We start from the raw sequence: 13,219 nt of genomic DNA on the forward strand, positions 1-13,219 counted from the left end.
TTTACCAGCTACCACTGGAACCGCCGCCACCGAATGAACCACCGCCAAATCCCCCGAACGAGCCGCCGCCACTGCTAAAGCCGCCGAAGCCACCACTGCTGCTACCGCCGCCAAAACCGCCCATGGGGAAGATAAAGAAGCCTCCGCCGGAGGAACGTCCCGGTGAATATCCGCCGCCACCTCGCCGCCGGAAAATGAAGGACAGTAATACCGCTAAAATGATAAAGCCGATGACAAAATCAATCCACCCGCCACTCTCGCTTTTCTTCTGGTATTCGTCCGCCGTGTATTCTCCTTTCGAGAGATCCATGATCACGTCGAGAGCCTTGTTTACACCCCTGTAATATTCTCCTTGCTGAAAAGAGGGGATGATTTCGTTACGTATGATACGGGATGCGATGACGTCAGGAATGACTCCTTCTAACCCGTAACCGACGGAGATGGCTACTTCGCCTCGTTCTCTGCCGCTCTTGGGTTTTATCAGGAGCACGATACCGTTGTCCTTGCCTTTTTGTCCCACGCCCCATTGTTCTCCCAAGCGGGCGGCGTAATCGTTGATATCATAACCGTTTAGCGTGGGAACGGTGACTACCGCTATCTGCGTGGATGTGCTGTCGTTGAAATTCCTTAGCTTTCTTTCCAGTGTATTTTGTTCCTGTTTGCTGAATAGTCCGGTGAAATCGTTCACGATACGCCGGGGTTTCATGGGGTCGGGAATGTTCTGTGCCCCGGTGATATAGCTTATGCCCGCGATAAGGGTAAGTAATATGAATAGTCTTTTTATCATTGTTGTTCTAGTTACTGAATGAAATATCATCGGGAAGTTCGTTCACGTCATCCTCTTGGTAGGGGAAATACGCTTTTAATTGTTCCCCGGCAGTAATCACAGCTTCGCAAATACCTTCGGTGATCGCTCCCTGTTTGAATTTCTCGACCATGTTTGTTTTGATCGAGTCCCAGAATCCGGTGGGTACTTTGGAATTAATCCCGGCATCGCCGAGAATGGCTAATTTGTGATCGAGTAGAGCAACGTAAATCAATACCCCGTTGCGAAGTGCCGTTTTGTGCATCTTCAATTCGGCGAACACGTCCGCCGCCCGGTCGAGTACTTCTATCTTGCTGCGATTCTCGATATGCACCCGGATTTCTCCGGAAGTATCTTTCTCCGCCTTTTGTATGGCAGCTACCATGGCTTCTTTTTGTTCTTTGGTGAATGCTTTCTCGGGAGACATGAGTTGATTTTAAATTTTAGATTTTAGATTTTGGATTCCAACTGCACGGGATTTCGCTTTTTTAGAATTTTACTTCCGGTGCTTTTTCCGCCCCGGCGGTAGCCTCGAAGTAAGGTTTCACGGTGAAGCCGAACATGTTGGCGAGGATGTTTTTCGGGAATGAACGGATGTAAGCGTTATAGCTTTTCACGTCCTCGTTGAATTTCCGTCTTTCCACGGCAATACGGTTCTCGGTACCTTCCAGTTGAGCTTGCAAATCCCGGAAGTTTTCGTTTGCCTTGAGGTTGGGGTATTGTTCCGATATAGCCATCAAGCGGGAGAGGGCAGAGGAGAGTTCGCCCTGCATGCTGTTGAATTGTCGGATGGTCTTCTCGTCAAGCTGATCAAAATTGATTCTCATTTGGGTTGCTTTTGCGCGGGCTTCCACAACTTGAGTCAGCGTGTTTTGCTCGTGTTCGGCGTATCCTTTCACCGTGTTCACGAGGTTAGGGATTAAGTCTAAACGGCGTTGGTATTGGTTTTCCACGTTCGACCATTGTGATGATACTCCCTCGCTACGAGTTACCATTTGATTGTAACTTCCTTTAAACCACATGAAAATACCAATCAGGATAATGACAATTATTCCGATTACAATATAACTCTTCTTCATTTTTTTGCTTTTATTTTAGTAATACAATTAATGTGACAAATATAATATTTTTCAATTTCTTCTATCAGAAACCATGCCGTTTTAGCAGGGCTTCAAGTTCTTTTCCGGTAATATTTTCCTTTTCGGCTTTGTCGTAGATATAGAGAAGATTGATAACTCCTTCCTCGACGTTTAGAATAATAGTATAAGTAATTACCCGTGCCCCGTGGCTTTTTCCTTTCCCTTTCGAACGAATAGCCATACGAACTTTGCGCAGACCTTTTCCTAAATCTATGCCGGAGTCCGGGTGCTCAAGTAATTCTTGCTGTAAGGCAATAAGATCGTTTCTTAAAGAATGGTATCGTTTACTTAATCGTTTGAACTCTCGATCGAAATCTTCAAATGTTCGGATTTTATAATTCATCGAGAAGTTCATTTATGTCCCTGAATCTACTCTTTTTGCCTTCACGTTCTTCTTTGAGGGCGATCAAACCTCTCTCTATTCCCGCTAAAATCTCTTCTTTACCGATAGTTTCTTTCTCGACCGCTTTCTTTTGGCGGCGGATATATTTCACCAAACGTTTGAGTGCTATCATATCGTTAAGTTGTTTGATATCATCTATTAACTCCTGTTTCAAGATATTCATTTCCCCGTAAGCGATAGCGGGTTCGCTGACTTCATTTTCCGCCGGAGGGGGCATTTTGTATGTTTTCTTTTTTGCCATAGTAATGATCCTCGTGGTCTTAATAATCACAAAGATACGAAATATATCCGAAAAGTGTTATGCTTTTTCCCGTATTACCCGGTCATAGATGTAAAGTAACACGGTTGTGCCTAATCCTATGGCTAGAATTACCATCCAAATATTAGAGGGAGAGTATTGTTGCCAAAGGAGATCGGTCAATTCCTTGTGTCCCATGTGGAGTTGTTGCGCCACGTTGTCAAAATAGGCGTTACTGGATAACCTTTCGGGGATAGCCAAGCCTTTGGCTTCGGCGAATTGGCGGGTGATAACCACTTTGTCGGACATATTCTGGTACACCATACCGGAGATAATCCCCGCGAAAACACTACCGATAAACACGGGAATAAAGGAGTATCCCATGTAAAGGGCTTTCTTGTCATGCGGGGCGATACGTCCGATGTATTCCGTGATCTTGGGTGAGCCTGCCATTTCTCCCAGCGAGAAGACGAGTATCGCCACGAGCGTGAAGAGTACGTTTTGGGAAAACAATGTTAATGCCATACCTATGGAACACACAAGAAAGCCTGACATCATTGATTTCAACGGTTTCATGCGCATCACGATGCTTGATACTGCGATTTGGAAAATGATGATATACAAGGCATCGAAGTTTGTCACGAATTCGGCGTCCAATACTCCCGGTGCGGGACTGTAATTATTACTGATAAATGGAATATACTCGTGGAAAAAGTTGTAAAGCACGCTGGTATCCACCCACTGAGAGATAAACACGGGCAGCGTGAAGAATAACTGGTAATACATAGTCCAAAAACCTGCCACGATAAGCAGGAACACGAGAAATTTGACATCCCGTACGATGCTGAACATATTACGGAATATATCCCCGAAAGTCTTTGCCAGCGAGGTTTGTTCCACTTTTCCACGGTGAGGTTCCTTGTAAAAGAACAGCAGGATGAAATTCAACGCGATCATCCCTGCCGAAACGTAGAACACGAGATGCGATGATCCTTTAAATAGTAATGTTACCATAGGACCGAAGAAAGCACCGATGTTCACCATCATGTAGTAAACGCCGAATCCTATTGATGCCGTTTCATCAGTGGTTGTTTTGGCTATGGTTGCCGATATTACCGGTTTGAATAATGCGGCACCCACGGCAAGATAAAGATACATGAGAAATACTCCCGTGAATGTTGAGAACAAGGGTAAGAGGATAAATGCCGAGGTGTAAATCACGAAAGCGAGTGCCAGTATTTTTTTGTACCCGTAACGGTCGGCAATTGCCCCGGTCAACACGGGTAGGAAGTAGAGTATTCCAGTGCCCACGCCCATGAGGATACCTTTCTGGCTCTGCGTGAATTCCAGACCGCCCGCGTCGGAGGAACTGGTGAGGTAATTGGCAAATAGCATGAAAAATCCATACCATGCCCAACGTTCGAATAACTCAATAGTGTTTGCCACCCAGAAGGTGCGGGGAAATTTACTGAAAAAACTCATTATTTTAGGTTTTGCCTTCGGCAAGTTACAAGTTGCATTGCCTTCGGCAGTTACAGGTTACAAATTCGAAGAGATTGTCTAAACCTGTAACTGTGAAAGCAATGTAACTCGCCGTAGGCGAATTATTTAACCAAATTCATCGTATCTGTCGCGATAACTAATTCTTCATCGGTAGTGATGCTCATCACGATCACTTTAGAGTCAGACATGGATAACATTTTGTCTTTTCCGCGAGTGCCTTTGTTGGCAGCCGTGTCGAAATGAATACCCATGTATTCCATGTTACGGCATACTTGTTCGCGTACCTCATCGTCGTTCTCTCCGATGCCACCCGTGAATACGATCAAGTCTACGCCGTTCAGTACGGCCGCATAACTACCCACGTATTTTTTCACGTCGTAAGAAAGGATGTCAAGAGCCAAACGGGCTTTCTCGTTACCTTCGCTTGCGGCAGTTTGCAGGTCACGACAGTCTGAAGATACCTCGGACACTCCTTGTAATCCGGATTTTTTGTTTACCAAGTCGTTTGCTTGAGCTGTGGTTAGTCCTTCTTTGTCGCAGATATACAACAATGCACCGAGGTCGAGATCACCCGTACGGGTACCCATGATCACCCCCGCGTTGGGAGTGAAGCCCATAGAGGTGTCGACGGATTTACCTTTGTTGATAGCGGTAATGGATGAGCCGTTACCGAGGTGGCAGGTGATAATCTTTTTCTCTTCGATGTTCCAGCCTAGAATGTTGCATGCCTTTTGAGCCACGAATTTGTGAGATGTCCCGTGGAAGCCGTAACGACGTACCCGGTATTGCTCGTAATATTTGTAGGGCAGACCGTAAATGAATGCCTCTTTCGGTAGTGTCTGGTGGAACGAGGTATCGAATACGGCTACTTGCGGAACGCCCGGCAGTAGTTTTTCCATTGTCTCGATTCCGGTCAGGTTTGCCGGGTTATGCAACGGAGCCAACTCGCAGCAAGCGGCGATTTTATCTTTAGCATCTTTGTCCACGATAACGCTTTTGGCAAAGAATTCCCCCCCGTGTGCCACGCGGTGTCCCACGGCATTAATATCGGTCAGAGCCTTGATCACCCCGTGTTTCGGGTCAACAAGTGCTTTCAGAATCAAGTCAATACCGACGGTGTGATCCTTGATTGGTTCTTCCACCACGTATTTATCTTTTCCTTCCGGTTTGTGTGTGAAGCTTCCTACCGGTAGACCGATTTTTTCTACCAATCCTTTTGCCAGTAACGTTGGCTCTCCTTCCATGTCTAACAACTGGTATTTTATGGAGGAACTACCGCAGTTTAATACTAATATGTTCATTATATTTGATTTTATAAAGTTTTTAAAGTCCGTGAAATATTTAGTTCGTAAAGTTTATAAGGTTTATAAAGTTCATAAAGTAAACTTGCTTTATGAACCTTATGAACTTTATAATTTTATAAACTGATTTATTTTGCTGCAGCTTGATTTACCGTGATAGCCACTAGGTTTACGATATCACTAACCGAACAACCTCTTGACAGGTCGTTGATTGGGGCTGCCATACCTTGTAGCACGGGTCCAACAGCTTCGATGCCCGCGATGCGTTGCACGAGTTTATAGCTGATGTTACCTACTTCGAGGCTGGGGAAGATAAGCACGTTGGCTTTTCCGGCCACGGGACTGCCCGGGGCTTTGCTTGCACCCACGGAAGCTACCAGTGCGGCGTCTGCCTGCATTTCGCCGTCGATCATTACGTCGGGAGCCATTGCTTTTGCCAGTTCGGTTGCTTTTACTACTTTATCTACCAGTTCGTTCTTTGCCGATCCTTTGGTGGAGAAGCTCAACATGGCCACTCTCGGCTCGATTTTAGCGATAGCTCTTGCGGTTCCGGCAGTAGCCACGGCTATTTGAGCCAATTCTTCAGCGGTGGGGTTAGGCAACACGGCACAGTCGGCGCACACGATTAACCCGTTTTCCCCGTATTCCGGTTTGTTGGTCAACAGGAGGAAAGCCCCTGATACGACAGACATTCCCGGTAGCGTCTTCACGATTTGTAACGCCGGGCGCAATACGTCTCCGGTAGCGTTCTTCGCTCCGGCGACTTCACCGTCCGCATCACCGCTTTTGATCATCAAAGTTGTCAGATAAAGCGGATCAACAACAAGTTTCAATGCTTGTTCCTTTGTCATCCCTTTACTCTTGCGGAGTTCAACCAACAAGTCGGCATAAGCCTCTTTTTTTTCGTGGTTCTCGGGATCGATGATTGTTGCTTTACCGATATTTTTTAACTCGAATTTCTCCGCCAAAGCCTTAATTTCCTCCGGTTTCCCGATTAGGATAATTTGTGCGATACCTTCACCCAAAAGGATATCGGCAGCTTGTAACGTACGTTCTTCGGTTCCTTCCGGAAGTACAATTCTTTTATTGTACTTCTTGGCGTTTTCTTTGATTTGTTCAAGGAGATTCATTGTCTTTATCTGTTTTGTAATTGTTATTCGCAATCGTTGCCGCAAAAGTATGAATAATTCATCAAATTACACGTGTTTTGCTATTTATTGTTTGCAATTTTCAATGAATTTGCAAGATTGAGATTACAAAATTAATGAACTCACTTTAAAGCGTACTCGCAATACTCCTTCGTTGAAATCGTGTGATATTATACGGAATGTACCGATTTCCGCTGTGTTCGTCACGTGTTCGCCGATACAGGCACATTGATCGTAATCACCGATACGGATAACGCGTACTGTATCTACGCTTGGGTCGGGCAGGCGTTCGATGCTGATACTTGAAGGTACTTTGTCTTTCGGGTAGAAAATTTCTTCCACGTTGATGTTCTGTTGAATAATGTCGTTCACCGCTTGTTCTACCGTGGCTATATCCTCGGGAGTGGGAGAGGTGGTGAAATAATAGTCACACTTGGACTTCTTTTTCTCGATATGCGCCGAGAAAGCCCGTTCGCAATGGAAGTATTTTACCATTTGCGAGTTTAGTATGTGTTCCGCCGTGTGCATGGCAGGCGAGGAGTATACCTTGTTCGGTTCGTTGATGTTCATGTTTTTAATATTGCAAATTTTGTAGTTTGTGATGTTCCATCGCGAATATAATTAAATAATTTACGATACGCGAATTATTTGATTACAAGTTAATAGGTCACAAGTCGGTAAAAAAATAACTGTTTCTTTTGGATTTATCAAAAAGATACTTACCTTTACAGCGAGAATCAAATGTTACAACCGTTCACGGTAAAAATACATAATGAATACCGGGGATAAGCGCGAGACACACTTAGGAAGTTTTACTTTCATAACATGATCGAATCGATACGCCTTAGACCTTATATCGGCCCTTGATATACTTCCAAACCCTCCACTCGCCATTCCCCGGTTTCTTTTTTTTAGTCTAAATCACATGTTATAATAGAATTTATTGCCTATCTTTGCACCTTGAGCGGGTAAAAATACCCGTGGGGAAGAATCGCCTTTTGGGTGTGTCCCCTTTAATTTAGGTTTAAATAAAACTGTAATTATGAAGTTATTAGAAGGAAAAACAGCCATTGTAACCGGGGCATCAAGAGGTATCGGTAAAGCTGTGGCAATGGAGTTTGCCAGACAAGGCGCTAATATTGCTTTTACCGACTTAAGGTATGACGAAATCGCACAAGAGACAGAGAAAGAGATTGCTGCCTTGGGCGTGAAAGCGAAAATGTACGCTTCCAACGCTGCCGATTTTGCTGCTACAAGTGCTACCGTGGACGAGATTGTTAAAGAATTCGGACGAATTGACATACTTGTAAATAATGCCGGAATCACGAAAGATACTTTGTTAATGCGCATGAGCGAAGAACAATGGGATGCCGTGATTAACGTGAACCTCAAATCCGTGTTCAATTTCACGAAAGCTGTTTCTGCCGTCATGTTACGCCAGAAATCGGGTTCTATTATCAGCATGAGTTCCGTGGTGGGAGTAAGCGGTAACGCCGGGCAGGCTAACTATGCCGCTTCCAAAGCAGGTATCATCGGCTTTACCAAGAGCGTGGCGAAAGAATTAGGTTCTCGCAACATCCGTGCTAACGCCGTGGCTCCGGGATTTATCATCACGGACATGACCGCTCAATTGTCCGAGGACGTGCGGAAAGAATGGGCTGCTAAAATTCCATTGAAAAGAGGCGGAACGCCGGAAGATATCGCTAAAGTATGCGTGTTCCTCGCTTCCGATTTGTCCTCTTACGTGACAGGACAGACCATCCACGTTTGCGGTGGAATGAATATGTAGACATCGCCGAAGGCGAGTTACAAGTTGCAGGTTATCAGGTTACAAGTTGTACCTGTAACCTGCAACTTGTATCACTCCACGTACATGTACCAACTACTGGAAAAATCAACTTGATTTTCCCCAGCGAAAAAGATATACACGTGGATTATGTGGTATATTAGAACTCGGACAGAATTCGAAGGTGATTCTATAGTGATACAGTTGTGTGTACTGATTATGTCGGATTCCGTACGGGACATCGGTTACCTGAAGGTGTGTTTATGTCTTAAATAGATGTGTTTGTGAAAACACGTGTGCTCTTTATGAAATATGGTTGGAAAAGGGTAAAGCGGAAAGTATCTTTGTATTGAAAAATAAGAAATGGGACGGGAACGTCCCATTTCTCACCTTGTGTGATTGTTATTGTGCTTTTTTCATGTGGATGGAGAGGTTCGGGGCGGTTTTGATTTTTACTTTTTTCATACCGGGAGCGGTAACAGTAAGTTTATCGTTTTTCCCGGTGACAAGTAAAAATTTACCGTCCTTGTCTGTATTTGTTTGAACTCCTTGAGTCGAAACAGTTGCTCCTGCAATCGGGTTACCGTCTTGGTCAAGAATTGTACCTGATGCTTCTATTACGGAGGGACTGGTTACAACTTTAACCTCAGACATTCTGAGACGAAAATGAGGACGTTCGTCTTGCTTTGTAACGCTAAAATAACTTTCTCCCTGTAACTGAATCTCTCTTCCGTTTGGTTGAATTTCTTGAGAAACAAGATCCGTTTGTGCTGATAGTTTCACCTTTGTTCCGTCTGCAAGAGTAATTATTGAGTCTTGAGCAGATAAAACACGTATCGGGGAAAATGTGATAAAATCTTTCACCAACTCGACGTTGACAACCCCGTGCCTACCTTTCTCGCCATAAACGGAAGTGGCAGCTTTATCTTTGAGAATGGTTATTGATTTGACTATTTGGGGAGGAAGCGAGCGGAATGCTTTCTGATCTACTTCTTGTCCCTCTACAATAAATAAAGGTGTGTCAAGGGATTCGTCACTGATACGGCTTGATATGATGTACGTTCCCCCGTCGATAATGGTATCCCTAATTAACATGTGTGAAGAGCGGGAGAGGGTATCCTTGCGAATTGTGAGTGTAACCAAGGAGTCGTTGGTGGAGGTAGTGGTAATGTAAACCACACCATCTTTTGCAGAGGTCTTCACGGTCGTCTTGGTTGTCAGAGTGTCTTGTTCCGGAATGGGATTATTTGCCGTTTTTGTTTCCAGAATTGAAGTAAAATCATTAACTTTGATTGCTGAAATCTCGTTTAGTTCGCCGGAGATTTCGGGACGGGCGAAAGCGGTTAAGGCGATTACCGCCAACGGAAGTACATACAGGTACTTTGCACGAGCCCACGGACTGGATTTTTCTTTTAACATCATAGTGATTCGTTTTTTAAGTTTACTGTGATTAAAGCTGTTGGCCATAGAGTAGAGCCTTGTGCCGACAGCTTTTTTTATTAATAATAATTGATATTGTTTTGCGTTGATGCCTTGGCGGATAACCGAGTCGTCAGCCTCGTATTCGTGAATGGTCTGCAATTCCTGTTTAAGCAGCCAAGAGGCGGGGTTGAACCATTGGAAACAGATACAAAGGTCTGAAATCAACAAGTCAACGGAATGGCGGTTACGTATATGTGCCATCTCGTGAGCGAGGATTTCCTTGCTATTCTCTGTCTGATCTTTTTCCGAGATCACGATGTATTTCATCCAGCTGAAGGGGGCGATATCTTTGTCGTGTACAATCAATATAGTCCCTTTTTCCAACTTTTCTTTCCGTCCGCGGCGTACCAGACAGAGCATGTGTGCGAGCGAGTATGCGGTACGTCCGAAAAAGAAAAGAATCCCGAGAAAGTAAACCAGCAGAGCGAGCAATATCCACACGGGGATGGATGGTGTTACCATAGCGACCGACGTGGTCTGTATGACATCGTCAACCTGCATGATGTATTGCTCGAAGTTTACAAGAGTTTGCTGAATCTCGGTATTATCGTGAATGGTTATTTCACAGAAGGGGATAACAAGAGATAATACCAGTATGCCGCATAGAGCGAGCCGGTTGAAACGGTGAAATGTTTCTTTGCTGAGCAGCAACCTGTAAAACAGATAAAATGCTGCCAGACAAACGGATGCTTTCAGTATGTAGACGAAAAAAGTTCCCATAAGTTATTCGTTTTGGTGTGCTTTTTCTACTTCGGCTATAAGTTGTTTCAGTTCTTCCAGAGAGATGTCTTCTTCTTGTACCAGTGAAGAAACAGCATTGAGGTACGAGTTGTTGAAATACTTGTTGATCACGTTCTTTAAAGTACCTTTTCTAAATTCTTCTTCACTGATGACGGCATGGTATTGATAGGTGTTACCAAAAGCCTCGTGCCCGAGAAATCCTTTTTCTTCCAGACCCCGCACGATGGTGGAGAGGGTATTGAAATGCGGTTTGGGATCTTCGTAATAGGCGAGTAATTGTCTCACGAATAGAGAACCTTCCTTCCAGAAAAATCCCATGATTTCTTCTTCTTTTGCTGTTAGTCCTTTCATAGTTTTTATCTTTTACGCAAAGTAACTAAAAGTTTTAGTTATTCAACTAATTCTCATAGTTAATAATTTGCTAATATTCTATAAAATAATACATATAACTGATAATTAACAAGTAAGTGTGTATGCCCGTGTACGAGCATGCGGCTTCTTCGGACTTTATGGATTGATTTTATTGGAATGCTTGTAAAAATGTTTATATTTGTCTAGTTGTGCGTGCGTGAGGATATTAAGGAATGTATGTAGTGTAATTTAAAATTATTGTCATGGAAGAATGGTGGAATGCTTTAGGTTTATTTATGCAGTCGGTGTGGTGTATCACGTTGTTTGCTAGTTTGGTATTTGTTATACAGACCATAATGACTTTCGTTGGAATGGATGCCGACGGGGGGATGGATGTTGATTTGGATGTCGATTCGTCGGGTGACGGGGACGGACCTTTTCAATTATTCACGTTCCGTAATTTTATTAATTTCCTGTTGGGATTCGGTTGGTCGATAATTTCTTTTCAAGGGGCGATAGAGAATCAGTTTTTGTTGATTCTTCTGGCTGCCGTGATCGGGGTATTGCTGGTTATGGCCGTGATGGCTATTTTCCGGTTTATGAGCAAGATGGAGCAGAGTGGAACGATTCAGATGGCAAATGCTGTCGGGTGCAAGGGAAACGTGTATTTAAAGATTCCGGCAGATAAGCGGGGAGAAGGCAAAGTGCAAATCTCCGTTCAAGGGGCTATCCGGGAATTTGATGCTATTACTTTGGGTGAGGAGTTGGAAACGGGAGCCCCGATTAAAGTGGTGGAGGTGGTGAATGACAGCACCTTGTTGGTGGAGCGTTTTTAAAGAATACTATTTAATTATTTAACAGCTATAATATGGAATCTATGGAAGGTAGTTTGTATTTGATCGTCGCGATAGCGGCGGTCTTGTTCGTGACGTTTGCGGCAATATTGTCCCGTTACAAACGTTGTCCGTCGGACAAGGTATTGGTCGTGTACGGTAAGACCGGGAAAAACGCGGCGGGAGGTGTGAGTTCGGCCCGTTGTATTCATGGTGGTGCGGCATTTATATGGCCGGTGTTCCAGAGTTACGCTTTTCTGGACTTGACGCCTATTTCTATCGAGTGCAATTTGACAAACGCGTTGAGTAAACAAAATATCCGTGTGGATGTACCGTGTCGGTTCACCGTGGGTATTTCTACCGAATCGGACAGTATGACGAACGCTGCCGAACGTTTGCTGGGGCAACGGTTGGAGAATATTCAGGATTTGGCGAAAGATATTCTTTTCGGTCAATTGCGTCTGGTGATTGCCACCATGGATATCGAGGAAATCAATTCCGACCGGGACAAGTTTCTGGCTAACGTGAGTGCCAACGTCGAGGCGGAGTTGCGTAAGATCGGTTTGAAACTGATAAACGTGAACGTGACGGATATTCGCGACGAATCGGGTTATATCGAGGCTCTCGGAAAAGAAGCGGCGGCGAAGGCTATCAATGATGCCAAGAAGAGCGTGGCGGAGCAGAACCGTTTCGGTGAGATCGGTAAAGCCGAGGCAGACCGGGATAAAGATATACGTATCGCGGAAACCGTGCGGGATACCCGTATCCGGACGGCGGAAGCTAACGCCACTGCCGTGGATGGAGAGAATAATGCCAAGATTTTGATAGCGGATTCGGATGCTATCCGCCGGGAACGGGAGGCAGAGGCTGCCCGTAAGGCGATTGCCGCCGAGAAAGTGCAAGCCGCTAGAGCTTTGGAAGAGGCTTACATGGCTGAGAAGGAAGCCGAGATAGCCCGCGCCGAAAGGGAGAAAGCTACACAAGCCGCCAATATCGTGGTTCCCGCGCAGATTGACAAGGAGAAAGCGATTATCGACGCCGAGGCAGAAGCCGAACGTTTGCGCAGGTTGGCAAAAGGGGAGGCTGACGCAATCTTTGCCAAGATGGACGCCGAGGCACGGGGTATATACGAGGTATTGACCAAGCAAGCCGAGGGATACGCCCGGATCGTGAAAGCCGCTGCCGGCGATCCGGACAAGGCGGTGATGATGTTGATTACCGATAAGTTGCCGGAACTCGTGAAAACGCAGGTGGAAGCGGTTAAGAATATCAAGATTGACAAGGTTACCGTTTGGGACGGGAATAATGCCGGAAACGGTAATACTTCCACCGCTAATTTTATCTCCGGAATGATGAAATCCGTGCCCCCGTTAAACGATTTATTTAACATGGCGGGATTGAATTTACCCACTTATTTGAAAGGGACTCCGACGGAAGACGTGAAAGTTGAAGAGAAGCCACTGGAAGATGTTTCAAGTGAAAGCTAACT

Annotated in this window: 14 protein-coding genes; 3 read left to right on the forward strand and 11 right to left on the reverse strand. The window is 44.9% G+C overall.

The window, feature by feature from the left end:
• Position 1 precedes the first annotated feature (1 nt).
• The 9 genes from CS948_RS14230 to CS948_RS14270 form a co-directional block, all read right to left on the reverse strand.
• Positions 2-787, reverse strand: coding sequence for a YgcG family protein (locus CS948_RS14230; RefSeq protein ID WP_099292373.1), 786 nt, complete (start codon positions 785-787; stop codon positions 2-4).
• A gap of 7 nt (positions 788-794) precedes the next feature.
• A complete protein-coding gene (locus CS948_RS14235; protein WP_099292374.1) occupies positions 795-1,232 on the reverse strand; it encodes a TPM domain-containing protein in 438 nt (145 codons plus the stop codon).
• A 61-nt stretch (positions 1,233-1,293) separates the two neighbouring features.
• Positions 1,294-1,884, reverse strand: a complete 591-nt coding sequence (locus tag CS948_RS14240) for a LemA family protein (RefSeq protein WP_099292375.1) — start codon at positions 1,882-1,884, stop codon at positions 1,294-1,296.
• Positions 1,885-1,948: 64 nt separating this feature from the next.
• Positions 1,949-2,287, reverse strand: a complete 339-nt coding sequence (locus CS948_RS14245; RefSeq protein WP_099292376.1) for a type II toxin-antitoxin system RelE/ParE family toxin — start codon at positions 2,285-2,287, stop codon at positions 1,949-1,951.
• Entirely contained in the window at positions 2,277-2,588 is a 312-nt protein-coding gene (locus CS948_RS14250; RefSeq protein ID WP_141560958.1) for a hypothetical protein, read from the reverse strand. The genes CS948_RS14245 and CS948_RS14250 overlap by 11 nt, the downstream gene beginning before the upstream one ends.
• 57 nt (positions 2,589-2,645) lie before the next feature.
• Positions 2,646-4,067 (reverse strand): MFS transporter, encoded by a 1,422-nt coding sequence (locus tag CS948_RS14255; protein ID WP_099292378.1) that lies wholly within the window; start codon positions 4,065-4,067, stop codon positions 2,646-2,648.
• Positions 4,068-4,189: 122 nt separating this feature from the next.
• The gene (locus CS948_RS14260) at positions 4,190-5,389 is read right to left on the reverse strand and encodes an acetate/propionate family kinase (RefSeq protein WP_099292379.1); all 1,200 of its coding nucleotides are present in this window, start codon (positions 5,387-5,389) and stop codon (positions 4,190-4,192) included.
• Between the two features lie 128 nt (positions 5,390-5,517).
• The gene (gene pta / locus CS948_RS14265) at positions 5,518-6,519 is read right to left on the reverse strand and encodes a phosphate acetyltransferase (RefSeq protein ID WP_099292380.1); all 1,002 of its coding nucleotides are present in this window, start codon (positions 6,517-6,519) and stop codon (positions 5,518-5,520) included.
• A 123-nt stretch (positions 6,520-6,642) separates the two neighbouring features.
• Entirely contained in the window at positions 6,643-7,107 is a 465-nt protein-coding gene (locus CS948_RS14270) for a hypothetical protein (RefSeq protein ID WP_099292381.1), read from the reverse strand.
• A 472-nt stretch (positions 7,108-7,579) separates the two neighbouring features.
• Between CS948_RS14270 and fabG the strand changes: the two genes are divergently transcribed.
• Positions 7,580-8,326 carry a 3-oxoacyl-[acyl-carrier-protein] reductase gene (gene fabG, locus CS948_RS14275; protein ID WP_099292382.1) on the forward strand — a complete coding sequence of 249 codons (747 nt, stop codon included), beginning with the start codon at positions 7,580-7,582 and terminating at the stop codon, positions 8,324-8,326.
• A 399-nt stretch (positions 8,327-8,725) separates the two neighbouring features.
• Here fabG and CS948_RS14280 read toward each other — a convergent pair whose 3' ends face one another.
• Complete coding sequence (locus CS948_RS14280; RefSeq protein ID WP_099292383.1) at positions 8,726-10,525, reverse strand: M56 family metallopeptidase; 1,800 nt, start codon at positions 10,523-10,525, stop codon at positions 8,726-8,728.
• Positions 10,526-10,528: 3 nt separating this feature from the next.
• Entirely contained in the window at positions 10,529-10,897 is a 369-nt protein-coding gene (locus CS948_RS14285; protein WP_099292384.1) for a BlaI/MecI/CopY family transcriptional regulator, read from the reverse strand.
• 263 nt (positions 10,898-11,160) lie between these two features.
• Between CS948_RS14285 and CS948_RS14290 the strand changes: the two genes are divergently transcribed.
• Both CS948_RS14290 and CS948_RS14295 read left to right on the forward strand, forming a co-directional pair.
• Positions 11,161-11,733 carry an NfeD family protein gene (locus CS948_RS14290; RefSeq protein WP_099292385.1) on the forward strand — a complete coding sequence of 191 codons (573 nt, stop codon included), beginning with the start codon at positions 11,161-11,163 and terminating at the stop codon, positions 11,731-11,733.
• A 41-nt stretch (positions 11,734-11,774) separates the two neighbouring features.
• The gene (locus tag CS948_RS14295; RefSeq protein ID WP_099294535.1) at positions 11,775-13,217 is read left to right on the forward strand and encodes a flotillin family protein; all 1,443 of its coding nucleotides are present in this window, start codon (positions 11,775-11,777) and stop codon (positions 13,215-13,217) included.
• Positions 13,218-13,219 lie beyond the last annotated feature (2 nt).

Source organism: Butyricimonas sp. Marseille-P3923 (assembly GCF_900184685.1).
GTDB classification, from domain to species: Bacteria; Bacteroidota; Bacteroidia; order Bacteroidales; family Marinifilaceae; genus Butyricimonas; species Butyricimonas muris.